Here is a 24,770-nt window from a genome sequence, read left to right on the forward strand (position 1 = left end):
ACGGTTGCGGAAACAGGAGAATTTAAAATGGCTTATAGCGAAAAAGTAATCGATCATTACGAAAATCCACGCAACGTTGGCTCTTTCGATAACGGCGACGACAGCGTAGGTAGCGGCATGGTTGGCGCACCGGCGTGCGGCGACGTGATGAAGCTGCAGATCAAAGTGAACGAGAAAGGCATTATCGAAGACGCGCGCTTTAAAACCTACGGTTGCGGTTCTGCTATCGCCTCCAGTTCGCTGGTAACCGAATGGGTGAAAGGCAAATCTCTGGATGAAGCGCAGGCAATCAAAAATACCGATATTGCTGAAGAGCTGGAACTGCCGCCGGTGAAAATTCACTGCTCTATCCTGGCGGAAGATGCGATTAAAGCCGCGATTGCGGATTACAAAAGCAAACAAGAAGCGAAATAAGGCAGGAGGTTGTTGTCATGTCCATTAGCCTGAGCGACAGTGCTGCCGCGCGAGTCAATACCTTCCTGACCAACCGTGGTAAAGGGTTTGGTCTGCGCCTGGGGGTCAGAACCTCTGGTTGTTCTGGTATGGCCTATGTGCTGGAGTTTGTTGATGCACCGAATGAAGAAGATACGGTGTTTGAAGACAAAGGCGTGAAGGTCGTGGTTGACGGCAAAAGCCTGCAGTTCCTCGACGGTACTCAACTGGACTTTGTTAAAGAAGGCCTGAACGAAGGGTTTAAATTTACCAACCCGAACGTAAAAGATGAGTGCGGTTGCGGCGAAAGCTTCAACGTTTAATCGCCACCCTCTACTGACCCCACCGCAGCTGCCTGCGCGTGGGGTCTGTTTCGATTGCACACCCGGAATTGTTATGGATTACTTCACCCTTTTTGGGTTGCCGGCCCAATATCCGCTCGACACCCAGGCGCTGACAAGCCGTTTTCAGGACTTGCAGCGACAGTATCATCCCGACCGCTTTGCCAGCCGTTCGCAGGCTGAGCAACTGGCTGCTGTGCAGCAATCCGCTACCATCAACCAGGCGTGGCAAACGCTGCGCAATCCGCTGGCTCGCGCCGAATACCTGCTATCGCTGCACGGGTTTGACCTGGCGTCGGAACAGCATACGGTACGCGATACCGCCTTTTTGATGGAACAGCTGGAACTGCGTGAAGAGCTGGATGAAATTGAGCGCGCCGAAGATGCGGCACGTCTGGAGGCATTCCAGAAGCGCGTAAAAGAAATGTACGACGCGCGTCACGAGTTGATGGTCGAACAGTTGGATACCCAAACGTGGGACGTGGCGGCGGATACCGTGCGTAAACTGCGTTTTCTCGATAAACTGCGCAGCGCAACAGAACAACTCGAAGAAAAACTGCTCGGTTTTTAATTTTTTTGGAAGCACAAAATGGCCTTATTACAAATCAGTGAGCCCGGCCTGAGCGCCGCACCGCACCAGCGTCGCCTGGCGGCGGGCATCGACCTTGGCACCACCAATTCGCTGGTTGCTACCGTGCGCAGCGGCCAGGCGGAGACGCTGGCCGATAGCGAAGGTCGCCATTTACTCCCTTCAGTGGTGCACTACCAGGCGGAAAGCCAGTCGGTGGGCTATGAGGCGCGCCGTAACGCCGCGCTGGATCCGGTTAATACGATCAGTTCCGTCAAACGCCTGATGGGCCGCAGCCTTGCCGATATTCAGGCGCGTTATCCGCACCTGCCGTGGCAGTTCCAGGCCAGTGAAAATGGCTTGCCGATGATCGTCACCGCCGCGGGTGTGGTTAACCCAATCCGTGTCTCTTCAGATATTCTCAAAGCGCTTGCAGCCCGCGCGCAAGAAACGCTGTCGGGCGAGCTTGACGGCGTGGTGATCACCGTTCCGGCTTATTTCGATGATGCGCAGCGTCAGGGCACGAAAGATGCCGCTCGTCTGGCGGGATTGCATGTTCTGCGCCTGCTTAACGAGCCGACCGCTGCGGCAATTGCTTATGGCCTGGATTCGGGCAAAGAAGGGGTGATCGCCGTTTACGATCTCGGCGGCGGCACCTTTGATATTTCTATTCTGCGTTTGAGCCGCGGCGTCTTTGAAGTGCTGGCCACGGGCGGTGACTCCGCGCTGGGTGGTGATGATTTTGACCATCTGCTGGCGGACTATATCCGTGAGCTGGCGGGGCTGAGCGATCGCAGCGATGTGCGCCAGCAGCGTGAACTGCTGGATGCGGCCATTGCCGCTAAAATTGCCCTCAGTGACGCCGACAGCGTCAGTATTCAGGTAGCGGGCTGGCAGGGAGACGTCACGCGCGCGCAGTTTGAAGATCTGATTTCAACCCTGGTAAAACGCACGCTGCTCTCTTGTCGTCGCGCGCTGAAAGATGCAGGCGTTGAGGCGAACGAGGTGCTGGAAGTGGTGATGGTTGGCGGTTCGACTCGCGTGCCGCTGGTGCGTGAACGCGTCGGCGAGTTCTTTGGCCGCACGCCGCTGACCTCTATCGATCCGGACAAAGTCGTGGCCATTGGCGCCGCCATTCAGGCGGACATTCTGGTAGGCAACAAGCCGGACAGCGAAATGCTGCTGTTGGATGTGATCCCGCTTTCACTCGGTCTGGAAACGATGGGCGGCCTGGTGGAGAAAGTGATCCCGCGTAATACCACTATTCCGGTGGCGCGCGCGCAGGAGTTCACCACCTTTAAAGATGGTCAAACTGCCATGTCTATCCATGTGATGCAGGGTGAACGGGAACTGGTGCAGGATTGCCGCTCACTGGCACGGTTTGCGCTGCGCGGCATCCCGGCGCTGCCCGCGGGCGGGGCGCATATTCGCGTGACCTTCCAGGTCGATGCAGACGGTTTGCTGAGCGTGACGGCGATGGAAAAATCCACCGGCGTGGAAGCCTCCATTCAGGTGAAACCCTCTTACGGTCTTACCGATGGCGAAATTGCCGACATGATCAAAGACTCCATGAGTTTTGCCGAGCAGGACGTGAAAGCACGTATGCTGGCGGAACAGAAAGTGGAAGCCGCGCGCGTACTGGAAAGTCTTGCCGGTGCGCTCGCCGCGGACGCCGCGCTGTTAAGCGCCGCAGAGCGTGAGGTTATCGACGAGGCGGTTGCGCAGTTGCGCGTGGTCGCCGAAGGCAATGATACCGACGCGATAGAACAAGCCATTAAAAATGTAGATAAACAAACCCAGGAATTCGCCGCACGCCGCATGGATCAATCCGTGCGTTCCGCGCTGAAAGGCCATTCCGTCGACGAGGTTTAATATGCCTAAAATTGTTTTTCTGCCTCATCAGGACCTCTGTCCGGATGGCGCAGTTCTGGAAGCGAAGAGCGGTGAAACCATTCTTGATGTTGCCCTGCGCGGCGGCATTGAGATTGAACATGCCTGCGAGAAATCCTGTGCCTGCACCACCTGCCACTGTGTCGTGCGTGAAGGTTTTGACTCACTGCCGGAAAGCACGGAAGACGAAGACGACATGCTGGATAAAGCCTGGGGTCTGGAACCGGAGAGCCGCTTAGGGTGCCAGGCGCGTGTGACCGACGAGGATTTAGTGGTTGAGATCCCGCGTTACACCATTAACCATGCGCGGGAGCATTGATATGGGCCTGAAATGGACAGACAGCCGTGAAATCGGCGAGGCGCTGTATGACAGCCGCCCGGATGTGGACCCGAAAACCGTGCGTTTTACCGATATGCACCAGTGGATTTGCGAACTGGAAGAGTTCGATGATGATCCGAATGCATCGAATGAAAAAATTCTCGAAGCGATTCTGCTAGTCTGGTTAGACGAAGCATCGTAATCATCAGCGGGCTGCCTTCGGGTGGCCCGTTTTCACGAATACGTCAGGCTATAAACGTAGGCCGGATACGTTAACACTGCCGTCCGGCTACTGCTAATAAGGATAAATACAATGACAGAAGCCATGAAAATTACGTTAACCACACAACCTGCCGATGCGCGCTGGGGTGAAAAAGCCGCGTACAGCATCAATGGAGACGGCATTGCGTTGCACCTGACCGGGAAAGACGATCTCGGGCTTATTCAGCGCGCGGCGCGCAAAATCGACGGCATGGGTATTAAACATGTCGCGCTGAGCGGCGAAGGCTGGGATGCCGATCGCAGCTGGGCGTTCTGGGCCGGTTACAAAGGGCCGAAAGGTACGCGTAAAGTTGAATGGGCGTCGCTGAGTGAGAGCGAACAGCAAGAGCTGGACAGCCGCCTGAAAGTGATCGACTGGGTGCGCGACACCATCAACGCTCCGGCAGAGGATCTGGGGCCGGAGCAACTGGCGCAGCGCGCCGTGGATTTGCTGCACAGTGTCGGTGGCGACCACGTTTCTTACCGCATCACCAAAGGTGAAGATCTGCGTGAGCAGAACTATCTTGGTTTGCACACCGTAGGGCGCGGCTCCGAGCGCCCGCCCGTGTTGCTGGCGCTGGACTATAACCCAACAGGCAACCCGGACGCGCCGGTTTACGCTGCGCTGGTTGGTAAAGGTATTACCTTTGATTCCGGTGGCTACAGCATCAAGCAAAGCGCGTTTATGGATTCGATGAAATCCGATATGGGCGGTGCAGCGCTGGTGACGGGTGCGCTGGCATTTGCCATTAACCGCGGCCTGAATAAACGCGTCAAACTGTGGCTGTGCTGCGCCGACAACCTGATTAGCGGCAACGCCTTCAAACTGGGCGATATTATTCACTACCGCAACGGCAAAACCGTCGAAATCATGAATACCGATGCCGAAGGGCGGCTGGTGCTGGCGGATGGTTTGATCGACGCTTCCGCGCAGAAACCGGAGCTGATTATCGACGCCGCCACACTGACCGGCGCGGCAAAAACTGCGCTGGGTAATGATTACCACGCGCTGTTCAGCTTTGATGACGCGCTGGCGGGTCGCTTGCTCAGCAGCGCGGCAGACGAAAACGAACCGTTCTGGCGTCTGCCTCTGGCTGAATTCCATCGTCACCAGTTACCGTCAAACTTCGCGGAACTGAACAATACCGCCAGCGCGGCATTCCCGGCGGGAGCCAGTACCGCAGCCGGTTTCCTCTCTCACTTTGTTGAAAACTACCAGCAGGGCTGGTTGCATATCGACTGCTCCGCAACCTACCGTAAAGCGGCGGTTGAACAATGGGCAGCAGGTGCGACAGGGTTGGGCGTGCGTACACTCGCAAATTTGTTAACCCGGTAATCTTTTTCCTCTCCCCGCGGGGAGAGGAATGTTTGGAACTCCTATGTCAGACACGAAAAACGAATTAGAAACCCTGCTGGCGCAAGCGGCTACCGAGCCTGCTTATCGTCCGGCGTTTTTCCGCACGCTGTTGGTCTCCACCGTTTGGGTACCGGGAAACGCGGCGGAAGGTGAGGCCATTGTTGACGACAGCGCGCTGGATCTGCAGCACTGGGAAAAAGATGACGGTACCTCGGTGATCCCGTTTTTTACCTCGCTGGAGGCCCTGCAACAGGCCGTTGAAGATGAACAGGCCTTCGTGGTCATGCCTGCTCGCACCCTGTTTGAAATGACGCTGGGAGAAACCCTGTTTCTCAACGCTAAGCTGCCAACCGGGAAAGAGTTTACTCCGCGCGAAATCAGTCATCTGGTCGGGGAAGAGGGCAGTCCTCTCAGCCAACAGGAAGTTCTGGAAGGCGGCAGTGCATTACTGCTTTCCGAAGTGGCAGAACCTCCGGCGCAAATGGTCGATTCGCTGACCACGCTGTTCAAAAGCATCAAAACAGTGAAGCGGGCTTTTCTCTGCTCTATTAAAGAAAAAGCGGATGAGCAGGCCAACCTGTTGATCGGTATTGAAGCCGAAGGCGATATTGAAGAGATTATTCACGCGGCGGGCAGTGTAGCAACCGATACGCTGCCGGGTGATGAACCGATTGATATTTGCCAGGTGGCAGAAGGCGAGAAAGGGATCAGCCACTTTATGCTGGCGCATATTACCCCCTTCTATGAGCGCCGTTGGGGCAGCTTCCTGCGCGATTTTAAAAACAACCGCATCATCTGATGACCGGGCGGTGCTTTTGCACCGCCTGTAAAATTTTCAATGCCTGAATTTGATGTACTTCCGGCCCATGCCGCACGGAATGGGCCGGAAGTGCCCGGTTTATGCTCATTGCGCCACGGTTAATTTTTATGGATAAAAAAAGCCTGCTCTACTGTTTTGGTATTCCGCTGTTGTTACTGCTCTGGTCCTGCTGGCAGTGTTCACGCCTCAGCAGTAGCGATGCCTGGGTGATCATTGAGTGGGGCACCGCGCAGCACAGCGTACTGACCCCGTTTTCGCGGCTCTATCTTGCCGGCGTCTCCGTTATCCTCTCCTTGATTGCTGTGCTCGCCAGCGCAGGTACGGTAGCCTTAAGTTTTTATAGCACCCAACAAGCCCGTATCTCGACAGAGCACTTAGTCCGGGTATTTACACGCTGCCGGAAAATGTTGCCGCTGCTGATGGCCACGTTGATGACGGCTATTGGTTTCGCTCTCGTCACAATTATGTTGTATGAACTGCTGTGGCTACTGACGCTTAAAGATACCCCCACGCTGAATATTAAGCTGTTTGGCATGCTTATCGTGGTGACCGGCTGGCTTATCTTTATGGTGTTGAGCACGCTTTTTTTGCTGAAAAGATGTTACGTGCGCATGCAATCGCAAGAGCGGAGAGTATATGGCGGTTCGGTGACTGAGGATGAGGCACCAGGGCTGTGGCATTGGGTCCGGGAGCTGGCGCAGCGCGGACAGGCAAAAGTGCCGGATAATATCGTGGTGGGTTTGTTTCAGGGGTTTTATGTCACCGCATTGCCGCTGCGGCTGGAGACGGGCCTACGCCTGACGGGCAACACTCTCTATTTTCCCCTTACGCTTGCCGCCTTTCTGGATAAAGACGAAACGGCCGCGGTGATAGGGCATGAATTGGGGCATTTTGCGGGGCAGGATACGGCCTACACGCTACATTTTGCCGGGATCTATTCCGGCATGAAGCGCAGCCTGAGTCACTTTTATCAGAACCTCAAATTCTGCGGCTGGCTTGAGCGCATCGCGCTTTATCCCTCGTTACATATCGGTTTGTGGTTTTACCGCCGCTTTGATGAAACGGTCAGTCGCTGGAGCCGTATGCGTGAGCTGGCGGCGGATAGCGCAGGAGCGCGGGCCAGTTCACCGCAGGCGCTGGCCTCCTCGCTGTTGCGTTACACCACGCTGGAAATGGTCTTGAAAGAGCCCGTGCAGCGCTTTTTTGACCGTCAATTGGTTACAACAAACCTGGTGGATACGCTTTTTGCAGTGCTACACGAGCAAGGCCGGCTGGACGTTGCTGTAGCGCTGGGGTGCAGATTGTCACACCCCACAGACACGCATCCGACCACGCGTGAACGCCTGGAACAGGTGCAAGTGCCGCTGGATAACGCGTTGATGGCGAGGGCTTCGCGGCAGGTGAGCGAGGCGGATTATGCCAGGCTACATCGCCTGTTTGCCGACTTACCGGCGCTATGCCGGACGCTCACTGCCCAGGTGCAGAACGCTCTTCGTGCCAATCATCATGCTTACGTTGAGCAGTTACAGGCGCTGGTCGCCCGGGCTGGCGACACCGTAGAGGTGTTGCTGAAAAAGAGCATCTTGTGGGGCAATATCGCTTTAACGGCGGTAATCGGCCTCGCGGCTGGTGGGTTGTTGATCCTCAATAGCGTGTGGGGGGTGACTTTCCTGCAGTTTGGGATCGTGGTGGGCGGTCTGGTAATAATGGCGCTGATCTGTGCACTGAGCAGTTGGGGAATGTATACCCGGGTGCGGCAGCCACTGCTGGTATTGCATCCTCAGGCCATCGAAAGCTATCAACTCAGCGCGCCGCTACCGCTGGAAAAGATTGAAGCGACAGATACGGGCAAATATCGTGGGCAGCCTTGTCTTGAGTTGTACTGGCAACAGGCCTATCAGCCTCCAAAATGTATTGTCGGGAAGCTGTTGCGAAATTTTATTTTTGACGCCTCAACGCGCAAAGTGATCATCACCTTCCCCGGCGGTTTCACTCAGGGTGAGGAGGGTGAAAAAATGACCCTCGGCGAGTTGCATACCCGCATCCGTGACGCTATCACTGCCGCCTGGGCGCGGAAAAGACTCAACGAGATATAACAGCGATGCAGGGCGAATACGGCGAAGCCGCCGTATTTACTGCGTCGCTTCCAGCAACAGCAGATCCATCAGCAGCACGAGATTGGATTCGAATGAGGTTATGCCTGCCGCTTCGGCGGCAAAATGCACCGCCTCGTCGAACAACGCAAAATGGATATCCGCCATTTCCGCCAGCGTGTTCGCCGACGCACGGGTAAAGGCGACCACCGTCATGCCGACCGTCCGGGCAATGCGCGCTTTATCCAGCACCTGTTCGGTTTCACCACTGCGCGAAACGGCGATAAACACCTGGTAGCGAGCGGCGTTACTGAGGAAAATGTTACGACTGTCGCCAGGCCCGGAAATAAACGCAGTCTTACCCAGTACCTGCAATTTTTTGGTCAGGTACTCGGCAAACAGATACGAGAAGCCGGCGCCATAGAGAAAAAAACTTTCGCGCTCGCGCAGCAGCCTGGCGAACTGGCGGCGTTTCTCTGCCGTCACCCAGCGAAAAGTTTGCTGATAATTGGCCATAAACTGGGCAAATAATGCAGGCAGTTCGGCGGTACCTTCAGGCTGCTGTTCAGCGATCCTGGGGGTATCCGCCAGCAGTTGTTTTCCGTACCAGATAAACTCGCTGTAACCGCTAAAGCCCAGCTTCTGGCACAGGCGGATAATGGTGGCGGTAGAGACAAATGTGGCCTGCGCCAGTTCGCGGATCGTTATGTTACCGACCAGAAGCGGATGCTCCGTCAGATGGGCAAGCACACGGTACTCGGCGCGGGTCAGTGACTCCCCGCGCGTGAGCAGTGGCGCAAGTCGGTTGTCCATTTAGGCCGGTTCGATCGGTAAATCATCACGGGCGCCCCATTCACTCCAGGAGCCGTCATACAGGGTCACATTCGGCGCACCCAACGTGGTCAGCGCCAGAATCACCACTGCCGCGGTCACGCCGGAGCCACAACTGGCGATAATGGGCTTATGCAAATCTACACCCTGGCGACGGAAAATGGCCACCAACTCGTCGGTAGTCTTCAGCTCGCCTTCTGTTACCAAATCGCCCCAGGGCACATTCAGCGCGCCAGGAATATGGCCACGTTTGAGTCCCGGACGCGGCTCATCAGCTTCGGCATTAAACCGGGGGGCGGGGCGGGCATCGACAATCTGCGCGGTACCTTCATGGCTCGCCAGCAGCACATCGGTCAGTTTTTTCACCACTGACGGATCAAAGCGGGCGTTGAAGTCAGATTCCGGCAGTGTGACATCGCCTTGTTGCAGCGGCAGGCCATCGCGCTGCCAGCCTGCAAGGCCGCCTGCGAGGATCGAGACGTTTTCCACCCCGTAATGACGCAGCATCCACCATGCGCGCGGGGCAGAGAACAGATCACCTTCATCGTAGATTACCAAATGCTTATCCTGGCTAACGCCCAGTTCGCGCATGGCTACGGCGAAGGCTTCCGGGCGGATCAACATATGCGGCACAGATGTGGCGTGATCGGAGAGGGCTTCAATATCAAAAAAGACCGCACCGGGAAGGTGCCCGGCGCGGTATTCCGCTTTAAGGTCGCGATGCTCCTGGCCCGCCGGTGCCATTCTGGCGTCAATCAGTTGGATTTCAGGATCATCGCTGTGCTCTATCAGCCAGTCGGCCGCGACAAAAAACGAGGTAGACATAGTTGCCTCCGTGTCATCAACAGTAACCTGAATTGTTAACGTTTTTTCATGACCCGACAAGCAGCCTTCGCGAATGCCGCGAGCAACCTCGTTATTTTTTCAACGCCTTGCCGTTTTCCCAGGCTTTTTGCAGCGTCGGCCAGTAGTCGCGGTTAGCCTCGATCATTTCATCCAGGATCGCTTTCGCATGCTGCATAGTGGGCACTGTACGATTGAGCGTAAACGCCTGCACGGCTTTCTCGTAGTTCCCCTCAATGGTGGCTTCGACCAGCAGTTGTTCGGACGCCAGTTGCTGCATTAACAATGTCTGGTAAAACAGCGGTACGGCGCCCATGCGCACTGGCTCCGGGCCGGCGCTGGTAATATAAGCCGGTACTTCTACCATCGCGTCATAGGGCAGATTAGCAATAGCGCCTTTGTTTTCAACAATCACCAGATGGCGTTGACCCAGGTTGAATGCGAGCGAACAGGCAACATCGACAATAAATGCACCATGCACGCCAACGTGGAAGGCGTCCGGCAGGATCCCGGTGCGTTTATACTCTTCGGCAGCGGCAAACAGTTTTTTCTCGCGCCCGTTCATCACTTCATTCGCACGGGTATAGTCCGGATCCTGATGGGCCACAATCTCATTTGGCATCAGGTAATACTGTAAATAGGGGTTCGGCAGGTATTCCGGGAAGTGATCCATAATGGGCTTGATATTACGCCAGGTTTTCACCCATGACGGATCGGCATGTTGCGGGTCGGTCTGCGCGGCATCTTCGGTGAGCAGGCCAAAACGGGCGATATGCTCACGCAATTCAGGCAGACGATCTTCGCCGTCAACGCGTACCTGAGTAAACCAGCCGAAGTGGTTCAGCCCAAAATAATCGACTTCCAGTTGATGGCGATCCACGCCAAGAATGGCCCCCATATTGCGCATTGCCGCCACAGGCATGTCACAAATATTCAGTACCCGCGCTTGAGGGCGCAGGCGGCGTACCCCTTCAGCAACAATTGCTGCCGGGTTTGAATAATTGACGATCCAGGCCTTTTTATCCGCATAGCGGTCGACCAGATCAATCAATTCCACCATCGGTAAAATGGTGCGCAACCCGTATGCCAGCCCGCCAGGGCCGCAAGTTTCCTGCCCGACAACACCATGACGCAGCGGGATTTTTTCATCCTGCTCGCGCATTTTGTACTGACCAACGCGCATTTGAGCAAAGACAAAGTGCGCACCGCTGAAGGCGGTTTCTGCGTCGGTGGTGACCGTAAATTTAATGCTCTGGCTGTGGTCGCGAATCACTTTTTCCACCACCGGCGCAATGGTGCTCTGCCTGGCTTCATCAATGTCATACAGGCGGATCTCCGCCAGCGGGAAGTCCGCCAGCCGGAGCATCAGGCTTTTCACAATGCCCGGCGTATAAGTGCTGCCGCCACCGGCGATGGATAAAATAAACGGGGGTTTAAACATTACTGGACTCCTTCAGAGAAACATCTCAACGGCTTCTCGCATTTTTTTGACATGCAGCCCGTAGACCACCTGAACGTTATTACCTTGTTTGATCACGCCTTTTGCGCCGGTGGCTTTGAGCTGGGGTTCGTTAATGACCGCAACATCTTTCACCGTCACGCGCAGGCGGGTGTAACAGTTGTCTACCACTTCAATGTTGGCGCGCCCGCCCAGACCTTCGATAATGGCTTCGCCCACACCTGCGTTATTGCCCTTCGCCTGATACTCCTGTTTGCTGTAAAGCCGCGTTTCCTGGTCGTCCTCTTCGCGGCCGGGTGTTTTCATGTCGAAGCGCAAAATCAGGAAGCGGAAGATAAAGAAATAGAGGGCGAACATGATTAAGCCGACGACGATATACATCGGCCAGTTGGACTTTTCTGTTCCCAATGGCAAGTTGTAGAGCACGAAATCGATAATACCGTTGGCACCAATGGCATGGACGCCAAACAACGAGAACAGCATCATGCCGATGCCGGTCAGTACGGCGTGAACGACAAACAGCATCGGGGCGACAAACAGAAACGCGAACTCGATTGGTTCGGTAACGCCCACTAAAAATGAGGTCAGTGCCGCGGGGATCAGAATGGCTTTTGCCGCTGCTTTTCGTTCCGGACTGGCAGTGACGTACATCGCCAGTGCGGCTGCGGGCAAGCCATACATTTTACTGATGCCGCGCGCATCCCAGACGGCGGTGCTGCTCAACTGCGAAACCGTTGGGCAGGCCATTTCCGCAAAGTAGATGTTACGCGCGCCCTGATAAGTACTGCCGCACACATCGGCGGTGCCGCCCAGCTCGGTATAGAGAAACGGCGTATACACCAGATGATGCAATCCGGTGGGCACCAGAATGCGCTCCAGGAAACCATAAATAGCAACGCCAACAGGCCCTGCACCTTTGATGGCCAGCGCCATCGCGCTGATGCCATGCTGGGCGAAAGGCCATAACTCACTCATCACGACGCCCAGCACCATCGCCACGGGGAGCATAATAATGGCGACAAAGCAGTGACCAGAGTAAATGGCCAGCGCCCCGGAAAACTGTACCGGGGAGTATTTATCGTACAGATAACCGGAAAGTGCGCCGGTCAGGATGCCGGCAAAGACGCCCATTTCCAGCACCTGAACGCCTAATACCATGCTTTGTCCGGCGGCCTTCATCTCTGCTGCAGGCGCCAGTGCGCCCTGAAATTGCAGCATCACATTCATGGCATTGATAAAGACGATAAACGTAACCAGGCCAATTAGCGCGGCATAGCCTTTGTCACGTGAGGCAAGCCCGACCGGGATGCCGACGGCAAATACCAGCGCAAGATTTGCCAGTACCGAAACGGCGGATTTCGCAATCAGTTGACCGATATTCTGGATTAACGGATGACCAAGGAAAGGAAGATATTCGGCCAGATTGCCGTTGCCGAGGATATTTCCGCAGGCAATAAACAAGCCGACAATCGGTAAAATGAGCACCGGACCAAAGAGGGACTTACCAAAATTTTGTAGGGCATTCACGGCTCTGGACATAATGTTCTCTCTTATTAGAACCGCACACACAGGTGTACAGACCCGTTAACGTTAGCAGCTGATGGCGTTGTTTTTCCATCTATCTTATTGTTTTAAAAACAAATGACTCGTAACGTAACATGTTACGTTACAGTCTGTGATCGCCGTAACACCAGGCGTTTTCAGGGGGGAAAGATTTTGCAAGCCACTTTCCACAACCCAGGACACATTTTGTAATTCTTGCCGTTGCGAATAATAATGTGTGGCAATGTTCAACAGGCTTTATGGGCCAGGGATAAAGAATGAAACCGCTACGCATTGCGGCGCTAACCGTCGCGCTGTTCACCACCTTCACGTTAGCTGGCTGTGATAACAACGATAAACCGCAGGCAACCAGCTCGCCTGCTGCCGCATCATCTGCGCAGCAGCAAGGCCAGGCCTCCCCCCCGCAAAGTAAAGAGAAGCTGGCGCAGCTTGCCGCGCGTAGCGAAGGCAAACCGCTCACGCTGCTGGATGCGTCAGAGGTTCAACTGGATGGCGCTGCCACGCTGGTGCTGACCTTTTCCGTTCCGCTAAACCCGGATCAGGATTTTGCCTCGACCGTCCATCTGGTGGACAAAAAGAGCGGCAAAGTCGATGGGGCCTGGGAACTGGCACCGAATTTGAAAGAGCTGCGTTTACGCCACCTGGAACCCAACCGCGAACTGCTGGTCTCGGTCGATCGTGGCCTTGTGGCATTGAACAAAGCCACCTTCGGAAGCGATTACGAGAAAGCGATCACCACGCGCGATGTTCAGCCAAGCGTTGGCTTTGCCAGCCGGGGCTCTTTGCTGCCCGGCAAAGTGGTGGATGGCCTGCCAGTAATGGCGCTCAACGTGAATAACGTAGATGTGAACTTCTACCGTATTAAACCGGAGTCACTGGCGGCGTTTATTAGCCAGTGGGAGTACCGCAATTCGCTGTCAAACTGGGAGTCGGACACCTTACTGAAAATGGCTGACCTGGTATATACCGGCCGTTTTGATCTGAACCCGGCGCGGAACACCCGCGAGAAGTTGCTATTACCGCTGAGCAGCATCCAGCCATTGCAGCAAACCGGCGTCTATATTGCGGTAATGAACCAGGCCGGGCATTACAACTACAGCAATGCCGCTACCCTGTTCACGCTCAGCAATATTGGTCTTTCTGCGCACCGTTATCATAACCGGCTGGATATCTTTACCCAGGGGCTGGAGAACGGTGCTGCGCTCTCCGGCATCGAGGTGGTGCTGCTTAATGAACAGGGGCAGACCCTGGCGCAGGCCACCAGTGATAAAGATGGCCATGCCACGCTGAACACCGACAAAGAGGCGGCCCTGATCCTGGCGCGCAAAGACGGTGAAACCACGCTGCTGGATCTGAAACTGCCCGCGCTGGATCTGGCGGAGTTCGCCATTTCCGGCGATCCTGGCTACAGCAAACAGTTCTTTATGTTCGGGCCGCGCGATCTCTATCGCCCAGGTGAAACGGTGATCCTCAACGGCTTGCTGCGCGATAGCGATGGTAAACCGCTGGCGGCACAACCGGTGAAGCTGGAAGTGGTGAAACCCGACGGTCAGGTGATCCGCACCGTGGTCAGCCAGCCGCAGAACGGGCTGTATCACTTTACTTATCCTCTGGAGGCCAGCGCGCAAACCGGCATGTGGCATATTCGCGCCAACACCGGTGATAACCAGCTGCGTGAGTGGGGTTTCCATGTTGAAGACTTTATGCCTGAGCGCATGGCGCTGAATATTACTCCGCAATCATCACCTGTCGCACCTGCGGACGATGTAGTGTTCAACGTCAATGGTCACTATTTATACGGCGCGCCCGCCAGTGGAAACACGTTGCAGGGGCAGCTCTACCTGCGTCCCCTGCGCGAAGCGGTTCCTGCACTGCCTGGCTTCCAGTTTGGCGATATCGCCGAAGAGAATCTCAGCCGTAGCCTGGATGAAGTGCACCTGACACTGGATGACAAAGGCCTTGGCGAAGTCACTACGACCAGCCAGTGGCAGGAGAGTCACTCGCCGTTAGAAGTCATTTTGCAGGCCAGCTTGCTGGAATCCGGTGGTCGCCCGGTCACCCGCCGTGCCGGGCAGGCTGTCTGGCCTGCGGCAATGCTGCCGGGCATTCGTCCGCAGTTTGCTTCTAAAGCAGTGTACGACTACCGGACCGATACTACCGTTAACCAACCGATTGTTGATGAAGACAGCAACGCGGCGTTCGACATCGTTTATGCAGATGTCGATGGCAAGAAAAAAGCGGTTAACGATTTGCAGGTGCGGCTGATTCGCGAACGCCGCGACTACTTCTGGAACTGGTCAGAAAATGAGGGCTGGCAGTCGCAGTTCAACCAGAAAGATCTGGTTGAAGGCGAGCAGACCCTGAATCTGGCGGCAGATGAAACCGGCAAAGTCTCCTTCCCGGTGGAGTGGGGCGCTTATCGTCTGGAGGTGAAAGCGCCGGATGACACCATCAGCAGCGTGCGTTTCTGGGCAGGTTATAGCTGGCAGGATAACAGCGATGGCGCAGGCGCTGCGCGGCCTGACCGCGTCACGATGAAGCTGGACAAACCGGCCTATAAACCGGGCGATACCCTCAAGCTGCATATCACCGCGCCAGCAGCCGGTAAAGGCTATGCGATGATCGAGTCGGCAGAGGGCCCGCTGTGGTGGCAGGAGATCGACGTTCCGGCTGATGGTCTTGATCTGAGTCTTCCGATCGATCAGAAGTGGCAACGCCATGATCTCTATATCAGCACGCTGGTAGTGCGCCCAGGCGACAAGTCAAAATCTGCTACGCCTAAACGCGCGGTCGGGCTGCTGCATCTGCCTATGGGGGATGAGAATCGCCGCCTTGATCTGACTCTCGATACGCCGCAAAAAATGCGCCCTAATCAGCCGCTGACAGTGAAAGTAAAAGCGGCCGTCAAAAACGGTGAAACCCCGAAACAGGTCAACGTCCTGTTGTCGGCCGTGGACAGTGGCGTACTGAATATTACCGATTACGTTACGCCAGATCCGTGGCAGGGTTTCTTCGGCCAGAAACGTTACGGCGCGGATATTTACGATATCTACGGCCAGGTGATTGAAGGGCAGGGACGTCTGGCTGCGCTGCGTTTTGGTGGCGACGGCGACGAAATGAACCGTGGCGGTAAACCGCCGGTGAATCATGTCACCATTGTTGCGCAGCAGGCACAGCCGGTCACGCTGGATGAACATGGTGAAGGTACGGTCACGCTGCCCATTGGGGATTTTAACGGTGAGTTGCGGGTGATGGCGCAGGCCTGGACGGCAGATGATTTTGGCAGCAGCGAAGGCAAAGTGATTGTTGCGGCACCGGTCATTGCCGACCTGAACATGCCGCGCTTCCTCGGCAGCGGCGACACCTCTCGCCTGACACTGGATGTGACCAACCTTACCGATCAGCCGCAAACCCTTAACGTCACACTGGCGGCCAGCGGCCTGCTGGCGCTGGAAAGCGGCCAGCCAGGTGCTGTGAAACTGGCCGCCGGGCAGCGCACCACGTTATTTATCCCTGTGCGTGCGCTGGATGGGTTTGGCGATGGCGAAATCCATGCACAAATCAGTGGCCTGACCCTGCCGGGTGAAACTTTCGCACCGCAACAGAAAGTGTGGAAACTGGGCGTACGCCCTGCGTTTCCGGCACAGACCGTTAACAGTGGCGCAATGCTGAACCCGGGCGAAAGCTGGCAGGCACCTTCCCAGCATCTGGCGGGGATTGCGCCGTCAACGCTGCAAGGGCGTTTACTGTTCAGCGGCAAACCGCCGTTGAACCTTGCTCGTTACATTCAGGAGTTGAAAGCTTACCCTTACGGCTGCCTGGAGCAAACTGCCAGCGGTCTGTTCCCGTCGCTGTACACCAATGCCGCGCAGCTGAAAGCGCTCGGTATTAAAGGTGAAAGTGACGAGCAGCGTCGCGCCGCGGTGGATATTGGCATTTCCCGCCTGCTGCAAATGCAGCGCGAGGATGGCGGCTTCTCGTTGTGGGATAAGAACGGGCCAGAAGAGTACTGGCTGACGGCCTATGTGACGGACTTCCTCGTCAGTGCTTCTGCACAGGGCTACAGCGTGCCGGGCGAGGCGCTGAACAACGCCAACAACCGCTTGCTGCGTTATCTGCAGGATCCGTCAACCATGGCTATTCGCTATAGCGACGATCTGCCTGCAACGAAATTTGCAGTGCAGAGCTACGCGGCGCTGGTGCTGGCGCGTCAGCAGAAGGCGCCTCTTGGGGCATTACGCGAAGTGTGGCAGCGCCATGAGCAGGCCAAAGCCGCGTTGCCGCTGATGCAGCTTGGCGTCGCCCTGAAAATGATGGGCGATGCCCAGCGTAGCGAGCAGGCGTTGCGCCTGGCGCTGAAAACTCCGCGTGCGCAGAGCAATCGCTGGCTGGCTGATTACGGCAGCGATCTGCGCGACAATGCGCTGATGCTGGCGCTATTGCAGGAAAATAACCTGCTGCCGCAAGAACAGACGCGACTGCTGACCATGCTCTCTGAGCAGGCATACGGCCAGCGCTGGCTGTCTACGCAGGAAAGCAATGCCCTGTTTTTAGCCGGGCGCAACCTGCAAAACGCAACGGGCAACTGGCAGGCGCAAACCTCGCTGGATGCTGCTGCGCTGGCAGGTGACACCGCGCAAAGTCGTAATGTCACAGCCGATCAACTTGCCTCTTTGCAGGTCACGAACAGTGGCACTGCGCCGCTGTGGTTACGCCTCGATACCACCGGTTACCCTGAGCATGCACCGCTCCCGTCTGCCAAAGTGTTGCAGATTGAGCGCACTATCATGGGCACCGACGGGCGCAGCAAATCCCTGTCATCGCTGAAAAGCGGTGAACTGGTGCTGGTGTGGCTGGAGGTGAGCGCGACGCAGAATGTACCGGATGCGTTGGTGGTTGATCTGCTGCCTGCCGGGCTGGAGCTGGAAAACCAGAACCTCGCCAGCAGCAGTGCCAGTTTGCAGGATAGCGGCAGTGAAGTGCAGGATCTGCTGAACCGCATGCAACAGGCGGATATTCAGCATATGGAGTTCCGCGATGATCGCTTCGTTGCCGCTGTTCCGGTAAGTGAAGGCCAGAGCGTAACGCTGGTCTACCTGGCGCGGGCGGTAACACCGGGAACGTATCATGTGCCGGCACCACAGGTTGAATCTATGTATGTACCGCAGTGGCGGGCAACCGGCGAGACCAGCGGTCCGCTGATCATTGTGCCGTAACGTGAAAATTGTGCGTCTGATGCGCACCCGCTGGCGCTGGCTGGTGGGTGCGCCGTTGTTATTGGTGCTGGCGGTTATCGCGGCTGACAAACTCTGGCCGCTGCCGTTGACCGAGGTCGATCCGGCGCGGGTAGTGGTGGCGGAAGATGGTACACCGCTGTGGCGTTTTGCCGATGCCGACGGCATCTGGCGTTATCCGGTCACAATTGAAGAGGTATCGCCGCGCTATCTGCAGGCACTGATCCAGTATGAAGATCGCTGGTTCTGGGATCATCCCGGCGTCAATCCCTTCTCGATTGCGCGCGCGGCCTGGCAGGATCTCAGTTCGGGGCGCGTAATATCGGGCGGCAGCACGCTGACCATGCAGGTTGCCCGCTTACTGGATCCTCATCCCCGCACTTTTGGCGGTAAAGTGCGCCAGCTCTGGCGTGCATTGCAACTGGAGTGGCATCTTCCCAAACGCGAGATCCTCACGCTGTATCTTAACCGCGCGCCGTTTGGCGGCACTCTGCAGGGCATTGGCGCGGCAAGCTGGGCTTATCTTGGTAAACCACCTTCCAGACTCAGTTATGCAGAAGCTGCCTTGTTGGCAGTATTGCCGCAAGCGCCAAGCCGTTTACGCCCCGATCGCTGGCCGGAGCGGGCGCAGGCCGCACGGGACAAAGTACTGGATCGCATGGTTTCGCAAGGCGCCTGGTCGGCGGAGCAGGTCAAAGAGTCGCGTCAGGAGCCGGTATGGCTTGCGCCCCGGCAAATGCCGCAACTTGCGCCGCTGTTTTCGCGGCGCATGGTGGGAGAGAGCAATGCGTTGAAAATCACCACCACGCTGGACGCCTCTCTACAGCGGCAACTGGAGGAACTGGCGCTCAGTGTCAAAACGCGGCTGCCGCAGCGCAGTTCGCTGGCGATGATCGTGGTGGATCACACAACGATGAAAGTGCGCGGTTGGGTCGGCTCCGTTGACATCAATGACGATAGTCGCTTCAGCCATGTGGACATGGTGAGCGCAGTGCGATCGCCAGGATCGGTTCTGAAGCCGTTTATCTACGGTATGGCGCTCGACGAAGGCCTGATCCATCCCGCATCGCTGCTCCAGGATGTGCCACGTCGGGTGGGTGATTATCGCCCCGGTAACTTCGACAGCGGTTTTCACGGACCGGTAAGCATGAATGAGGCGCTGGTGCGTTCGCTGAACCTGCCCGCGGTACAGGTGCTGGAGGCGTACGGGCCGAAAAAGTTCGCCGGTAATTTGCGTAATGCGGGGCTGCCGTTGATATTACCGGCCGGTGCTGAACCGAACCTGGCGCTGATCCTTGGTGGCGCAGGCGCGCGTCTGGAAGACATTGCTGCCGCTTACAGCGCTTTTGCCCGCGGGGGAAAAGCGGGCAAGCTGCGACTGACACCAAACGCACCGCTGGTTGAACGTCGGCTGATGTCGCCCGGTGCCGCGTGGATCATCCGCCGTATTCTGGCGAACGAAGCCCAGCCAGTGCCCGATGCAGCCTTACCGCAGGTGGTGCCGCTGGCCTGGAAAACCGGTACCAGTTATGGCTACCGTGATGCCTGGGCTATTGGGATTAATGCGCGTTATATCATCGGCATCTGGACTGGCAGACCGGATGGTACGCCAGTCGCCGGGCAGTTTGGTTTTGCCAGTGCCGTGCCGCTGCTCAACCAGGTCAACAACATGTTGCAGGCGCGTTCAGCGCTTGAACAGGGGAAACTCCCGCGCGATCCGCGCCCGGACTCGGTCACGCAAGGGGTCATTTGCTGGCCCGGCGGGCAAAGTTTGCCGGCCGGAGACAACAACTGTCGCCGCCGTCTGGCTACATGGCTGCTTGATGACAGCCAGCCGCCGACGTTGCTGATGCCTGAGCAGGAGGGGCTGCATGGGATCAATTTCCCGCTGTGGTTGAACCATAAAGGGCTTCGGGTGGCGGCGGATTGCCCCGATGCGCAGCAGAAAAACTGGATTGTCTGGCCGTTGCCGCTGGAGCCCTGGCTGCCGCCAGGTGAAAGACGAGCCGCGCGTTTACCCGCCGCCGACCGGCAGTGCCCACCGCGTGATGACAATGCGCCGCCGCCTCTGTTGCTTAGCGGCGTGCGCGACGGAGCGGTGATCCGGCGTGTGCCGGGGCAGTCATTTGCGTTGTTACCCATACAGAGCAGTGGCGGAGAAGGCGCGCGCTGGTGGTTCCTTAACGGTGAACCGCTGTCGACGCACGACAATATAGTCAGCCTGAAACTTGATAAAACCGGGGAGTATCAGTTATTGGTTATGGATGAGGCCGGGCAGGTTGCAACGGTGCAGTTTGTTGTGCAATAACGCAGGAAATGGCGGGTTACGAGAAGGGTGTTGCTGAAACTCGTCTTATTTTAAAAAAATGTTACCTTCATCCATAGGCAAGGCCTGCGTTGCTCTTTATAATCCGCGCCAGGTCATACTTATGTGTATGTACGACAACAGAACAACTTACAGAGGTAATCATGGCTATTGAACGTACTTTTTCCATCATCAAGCCAAACGCGGTGGCAAAAAACGTTATTGGCGCTATCTTCTCTCGCTTTGAAGCGGCAGGATTTAAAATCGTTGGTACTAAAATGCTGCACCTGACTGTTGAGCAGGCTCGCGGCTTCTATGCAGAGCACGAAGGTCGCCCGTTCTTTGACGGTCTGGTTGAGTTCATGACCTCCGGCCCGATCGTGGTTTCTGTGCTGGAAGGCGAAAACGCGGTACAGCGTCACCGCGATCTGCTGGGCGCAACCAATCCGGCGAACGCACTGGCCGGTACCCTGCGCGCTGATTATGCAGACAGCTTCACTGAAAACGGCACCCACGGTTCCGATTCTGTTGAATCTGCAGCCCGCGAAATTGCCTATTTCTTCGCTGAAGGCGAAGTGTGCCCGCGCACTCGCTAATCACACGTTAAACCGTGTAACGAGATTTACACTTTAATTTGTGAAATGCTGCGTGCAAACGTGGTATCTGTGCGACAGAATTTGTACAATGTTGCGCCCCAGGTTGAGCCGAAGCTTACCTGGGGCGCTTCTTTTTAACCCTCCAGGGGCCATAACGTGTAATAACGAGGCCGGAATACACTATGTCTGAACAAATTGTCATATCTGAGAACGCTGCTCTCACGGTTCCCAACAAAGATGCAAAAATCAACCTGCTGGATTTAAACCGTCAGCAGATGCGCGAGTTTTTTAAAAACTTAGGCGAAAAACCCTTCCGCGCCGATCAGGTGATGAAGTGGATGTACCACTACTGCTGCGATGACTTTGATGAAATGACCGACATCAACAAAGTGCTGCGTGGCAAATTGAAAGACGTGGCTGAGATCCGCGCCCCGGAAGTGGTGGAAGAGCAGCGCTCCTCCGACGGCACCATTAAATGGGCGATCGCCGTTGGCGACCAGCGCGTGGAAACCGTGTATATCCCGGAAGAAGACCGTGCGACGCTGTGCGTCTCTTCGCAGGTTGGGTGTGCGCTGGAGTGTAAATTCTGTTCCACCGCCCAGCAGGGCTTTAACCGCAACCTGCGCGTCTCCGAAATCATCGGTCAGGTGTGGCGTGCGGCAAAAATCATTGGCGCAGCGAGAATCACCGGCAACCGTCCTATCACTAACGTGGTGATGATGGGCATGGGCGAGCCACTGCTCAACCTGACCAATGTGGTTCCGGCGATGGAGATCATGTTGGACGATTTCGGTTTTGGTCTGTCTAAACGTCGTGTAACGCTCTCTACCTCTGGTGTGGTTCCGGCGCTGGATAAACTCGGCGACATGATTGACGTAGCGCTGGCGATTTCTTTGCATGCGCCGAACGATGAAATTCGTGACGAAATCGTCCCGATCAACAAAAAGTACAATATTGAAACCTTCCTTGCGGCGGTGCGCCGTTACCTTGAGAAGTCCAACGCTAACCAGGGCCGCGTGACCATAGAGTACGTGATGCTGGACCACGTGAACGATGGCACCGAGCATGCGCACCAACTGGCAGAGTTGCTGAAAGATACGCCATGTAAGATCAACCTGATCCCCTGGAACCCGTTCCCGGGTGCGCCGTATGGCCGCAGCTCTAATAGCCGTATCGATCGTTTCTGTAAGGTGCTGATGAGCTATGGGTTTACTACAATTGTTCGTAAAACCCGTGGTGATGATATCGATGCCGCCTGTGGACAACTGGCAGGCGACGTGATTGACCGTACCAAACGTACCATGCGTAAGCGTATGCAGGGCGAGCCCATCGCCGTGAAGTCGCTGTAATGCCAATATGCGGCGCGAAGATTGTGCTGCATTTTGTGAAAATGACGAATATTTGGCCTGTACACATGCAGGCCAATAATAATTACGGTGCGTTTCTCCTGACTTTAAGGCAGTATGTAGTGATGTAACAACGGCTTAGCAAAAAGTGCTGAAAGCGGTTCTGTTATGAGAAGCCTGACAGTCTTATACTATGGGTCCAGGCTTAATTGACCCGGTTTTTTTCGCGGCGCGTGTGGGCATTGCGGTCACGCGCGCCTGAATCTTTAATTTTCACGTACCAGTAGTTGTAGCGAATGAATACTGAAGCCACTCACGACCAAAATGAAGCACAAACCACTGGCGTACGTCTGCGCAGCGCCCGTGAACAACTTGGACTCAGCCAGCAAGCGGTTGCAGAGCGCTTATGCCTGAAGGTGTCCACGGTACGCGATATCGAAGAAGACAGATCCCCTGCCGATCTGGCTTCGACCTTTGTGCGGGGTTATATCCGCTCCTATGCCCGCCTTGTGCATATTCCCGAAGAAGAACTCCTGCCGATGATTGAGAAGCAGGCACCGGTCAGAGCTGCGAAAGTGGCCCCGATGCAGACGTTCGCTTTGGGTAAACCGCGTAAAAAACGCGACGGCTGGCTGATGAGCTTTACCTGGCTGGTGCTGTTTGTGGTAGTGGGGCTGACAGGCGCATGGTGGTGGCAAAACCACAAAGCGCAGCAGGAAGAGATCAGCACTATGGCCGATCAATCCTCTGCCGAGCTCAACGCCAACAACAGTAATGCGCAGAGCGTTCCGCTGAATACCGACACCTCTACTACCACCGCAGATAACACCTCTACGCCAGTTGAGATGCCAGCGCCAACCACAACGGCACAGGCCCCGGCAGTTGCCCAGCAGGCTCCGGCTAACACCGCCAACCAGAACACCGTCGTGCCGCCGTCTCAGGCGAATGTCGATGCGGCTGCTGGCGCCACGGCCAACACGCTGCCGACCAGTCAGGCAGGAGTGGGCGCAGCTGCGGACAACAACGCACTGGTGATGAGCTTTAATGCGGATTGCTGGCTGGAAGTGAGCGATGCCACAGGCAAAAAACTGTTCAGTGGCATGCAGCGTAAAGATGGCACACTGAATTTAACCGGCCAGGCGCCGTACAAACTGAAAATCGGCGCGCCGTCCGCCGTACAAATCCAGTACCAGGGTAAACCTGTCGATTTGAGTCGATATATCAGAACTAACCAGGTTGCGCGTCTGACCCTCAATGCCGAACAATCAGCAGTACAGTAACAGACGGGCAAAGCGGGAGATTTTTCATGCATAACCAGGCTCCGATTCAGCGTCGGAAATCGAAACGGATCTACGTTGGTAATGTGCCGATTGGCGATGGGGCTCCCATCGCCGTGCAGTCAATGACAAACACCCGCACCACGGATGTTGACGCAACGGTCAACCAAATCAAAGCGCTGGAGCGCGTCGGTGCAGACATTGTCCGTGTTTCTGTTCCAACGATGGATGCAGCAGAAGCGTTTAAACTGATCAAACAGCAAGTGAGTGTTCCGCTGGTGGCGGATATTCATTTTGACTACCGCATTGCGCTGAAAGTCGCCGAATACGGCGTCGATTGCCTGCGTATTAACCCCGGCAATATCGGCAATGAGGAGCGCATTCGCACGGTTGTTGACTGCGCGCGCGACAAAAACATACCTATCCGTATTGGCGTTAATGCCGGCTCGCTGGAAAAAGATCTGCAGGAAAAATACGGCGAACCGACGCCGCAAGCGCTGCTCGAATCCGCCATGCGCCATGTTGATCATCTTGATCGCCTGAACTTCGACCAGTTTAAAGTCAGCGTCAAAGCCTCCGATGTCTTCCTCGCGGTGGAATCCTATCGCCTGCTGGCGAAACAGATCGATCAGCCATTGCACCTCGGCATCACCGAGGCTGGCGGTGCGCGCGCGGGCGCGGTGAAGTCAGCAATTGGCCTCGGCCTGCTGCTCTCCGAAGGGATTGGTGACACGCTGCGTATCTCGCTGGCGGCCGATCCGGTTGAAGAGATCAAAGTCGGTTTCGATATCCTGAAGTCGCTGCGCATTCGTTCGCGGGGTATCAACTTTATCGCTTGCCCGACCTGCTCCCGTCAGGAGTTCGATGTTATCGGCACAGTGAACGCCCTTGAACAGCGGCTTGAAGACATCATCACGCCAATGGATGTTTCCATTATTGGCTGCGTGGTGAACGGGCCTGGCGAAGCGCTGGTTTCGACGCTTGGCGTGACCGGCGGCAACAAGAAAAGCGGCCTGTACGAAGATGGTGTGCGTAAAGACCGCCTTGATAACAGCGATATGATCAGCCAGCTTGAAGCCCGCATTCGCGCGAAAGCGTCGATTCTGGACGAAGCGCGTCGCATTAACGTGCAACAGCTAGAAAAATAACGTGGCTGGGAAGCGGCTGGCTTCCCGTGTATGATGAACCCGCCAGGCGCTACGGCCCTGTGGGTTCATTTTTTGTATTCATAAAGA

Annotated in this window: 19 protein-coding genes; 15 read left to right on the top strand and 4 right to left on the bottom strand. The window is 56.1% G+C overall.

Going from position 1 to position 24,770, the window contains the following annotated elements; all coding sequences use genetic code 11:
- Positions 1–27: 27 nt before the first annotated feature.
- The 9 genes from iscU to ACUY4S_RS06180 all read left to right on the top strand — a co-directional run bounded on the left by iscU (position 28) and on the right by ACUY4S_RS06180 (position 8,084).
- Complete coding sequence (gene iscU / locus ACUY4S_RS06140; protein WP_312690701.1) at positions 28–414, top strand: Fe-S cluster assembly scaffold IscU; 387 nt, start codon at positions 28–30, stop codon at positions 412–414.
- A gap of 17 nt (positions 415–431) precedes the next feature.
- Complete coding sequence (gene iscA / locus ACUY4S_RS06145; protein WP_131406460.1) at positions 432–755, top strand: iron-sulfur cluster assembly protein IscA; 324 nt, start codon at positions 432–434, stop codon at positions 753–755.
- A 73-nt stretch (positions 756–828) separates the two neighbouring features.
- Positions 829–1,344: a co-chaperone HscB gene (gene hscB, locus ACUY4S_RS06150; protein ID WP_312690697.1), complete on the top strand. Its 516-nt coding sequence runs from the start codon at positions 829–831 to the stop codon at positions 1,342–1,344.
- Between the two features lie 18 nt (positions 1,345–1,362).
- Positions 1,363–3,213: a Fe-S protein assembly chaperone HscA gene (gene hscA, locus ACUY4S_RS06155; RefSeq protein WP_312690695.1), complete on the top strand. Its 1,851-nt coding sequence runs from the start codon at positions 1,363–1,365 to the stop codon at positions 3,211–3,213.
- Between the two features lies 1 nt (position 3,214).
- A complete protein-coding gene (gene fdx / locus ACUY4S_RS06160) occupies positions 3,215–3,550 on the top strand; it encodes an ISC system 2Fe-2S type ferredoxin (RefSeq protein WP_039055895.1) in 336 nt (111 codons plus the stop codon).
- Position 3,551: 1 nt separating this feature from the next.
- Positions 3,552–3,752 carry a Fe-S cluster assembly protein IscX gene (iscX, locus tag ACUY4S_RS06165; RefSeq protein ID WP_007370809.1) on the top strand — a complete coding sequence of 67 codons (201 nt, stop codon included), beginning with the start codon at positions 3,552–3,554 and terminating at the stop codon, positions 3,750–3,752.
- Between the two features lie 111 nt (positions 3,753–3,863).
- The gene (gene pepB / locus ACUY4S_RS06170; RefSeq protein WP_312690691.1) at positions 3,864–5,147 is read left to right on the top strand and encodes an aminopeptidase PepB; all 1,284 of its coding nucleotides are present in this window, start codon (positions 3,864–3,866) and stop codon (positions 5,145–5,147) included.
- A gap of 43 nt (positions 5,148–5,190) precedes the next feature.
- Positions 5,191–5,967: an enhanced serine sensitivity protein SseB gene (sseB, locus tag ACUY4S_RS06175; protein ID WP_458022231.1), complete on the top strand. Its 777-nt coding sequence runs from the start codon at positions 5,191–5,193 to the stop codon at positions 5,965–5,967.
- Positions 5,968–6,095: 128 nt separating this feature from the next.
- Positions 6,096–8,084, top strand: a complete 1,989-nt coding sequence (locus ACUY4S_RS06180; RefSeq protein WP_458022230.1) for a M48 family metallopeptidase — start codon at positions 6,096–6,098, stop codon at positions 8,082–8,084.
- A gap of 36 nt (positions 8,085–8,120) precedes the next feature.
- Here the strand turns inward: ACUY4S_RS06180 and ACUY4S_RS06185 are convergent, their stop codons facing one another.
- The 4 genes from ACUY4S_RS06185 to ACUY4S_RS06200 all read right to left on the bottom strand — a co-directional run bounded on the left by ACUY4S_RS06185 (position 8,121) and on the right by ACUY4S_RS06200 (position 12,753).
- A complete protein-coding gene (locus ACUY4S_RS06185) occupies positions 8,121–8,894 on the bottom strand; it encodes a MurR/RpiR family transcriptional regulator (RefSeq protein WP_312690685.1) in 774 nt (257 codons plus the stop codon).
- Positions 8,895–9,737: a 3-mercaptopyruvate sulfurtransferase gene (gene sseA / locus ACUY4S_RS06190; RefSeq protein WP_312690683.1), complete on the bottom strand. Its 843-nt coding sequence runs from the start codon at positions 9,735–9,737 to the stop codon at positions 8,895–8,897.
- 91 nt (positions 9,738–9,828) lie between these two features.
- Positions 9,829–11,196, bottom strand: a complete 1,368-nt coding sequence (locus tag ACUY4S_RS06195; protein WP_312690681.1) for a 6-phospho-alpha-glucosidase — start codon at positions 11,194–11,196, stop codon at positions 9,829–9,831.
- A 12-nt stretch (positions 11,197–11,208) separates the two neighbouring features.
- Positions 11,209–12,753: a PTS transporter subunit EIIC gene (locus ACUY4S_RS06200; RefSeq protein WP_458022229.1), complete on the bottom strand. Its 1,545-nt coding sequence runs from the start codon at positions 12,751–12,753 to the stop codon at positions 11,209–11,211.
- Between the two features lie 281 nt (positions 12,754–13,034).
- Here ACUY4S_RS06200 and ACUY4S_RS06205 point away from each other — a divergent pair, with 281 nt between their 5' ends.
- From ACUY4S_RS06205 to ispG, 6 genes are all read left to right on the top strand, one after another.
- Positions 13,035–17,993 carry an alpha-2-macroglobulin family protein gene (locus ACUY4S_RS06205; protein WP_458022228.1) on the top strand — a complete coding sequence of 1,653 codons (4,959 nt, stop codon included), beginning with the start codon at positions 13,035–13,037 and terminating at the stop codon, positions 17,991–17,993.
- A 1-nt stretch (position 17,994) separates the two neighbouring features.
- Positions 17,995–20,319 (top strand): peptidoglycan glycosyltransferase PbpC, encoded by a 2,325-nt coding sequence (pbpC, locus tag ACUY4S_RS06210; RefSeq protein WP_458022227.1) that lies wholly within the window; start codon positions 17,995–17,997, stop codon positions 20,317–20,319.
- Between the two features lie 161 nt (positions 20,320–20,480).
- On the top strand, positions 20,481–20,912 hold the full coding sequence (ndk, locus tag ACUY4S_RS06215; protein WP_312690673.1) for a nucleoside-diphosphate kinase: 432 nt from the start codon (positions 20,481–20,483) through the stop codon (positions 20,910–20,912).
- 182 nt (positions 20,913–21,094) lie between these two features.
- Positions 21,095–22,261, top strand: coding sequence for a dual-specificity RNA methyltransferase RlmN (rlmN, locus tag ACUY4S_RS06220; RefSeq protein WP_312690671.1), 1,167 nt, complete (start codon positions 21,095–21,097; stop codon positions 22,259–22,261).
- A gap of 293 nt (positions 22,262–22,554) precedes the next feature.
- Complete coding sequence (gene rodZ / locus ACUY4S_RS06225; protein ID WP_458022226.1) at positions 22,555–23,538, top strand: cytoskeleton protein RodZ; 984 nt, start codon at positions 22,555–22,557, stop codon at positions 23,536–23,538.
- Between the two features lie 26 nt (positions 23,539–23,564).
- Complete coding sequence (gene ispG, locus ACUY4S_RS06230) at positions 23,565–24,683, top strand: flavodoxin-dependent (E)-4-hydroxy-3-methylbut-2-enyl-diphosphate synthase (RefSeq protein WP_312690667.1); 1,119 nt, start codon at positions 23,565–23,567, stop codon at positions 24,681–24,683.
- Positions 24,684–24,770: the final 87 nt, after the last annotated feature.

Source organism: Kosakonia beeri (assembly GCF_054165705.1).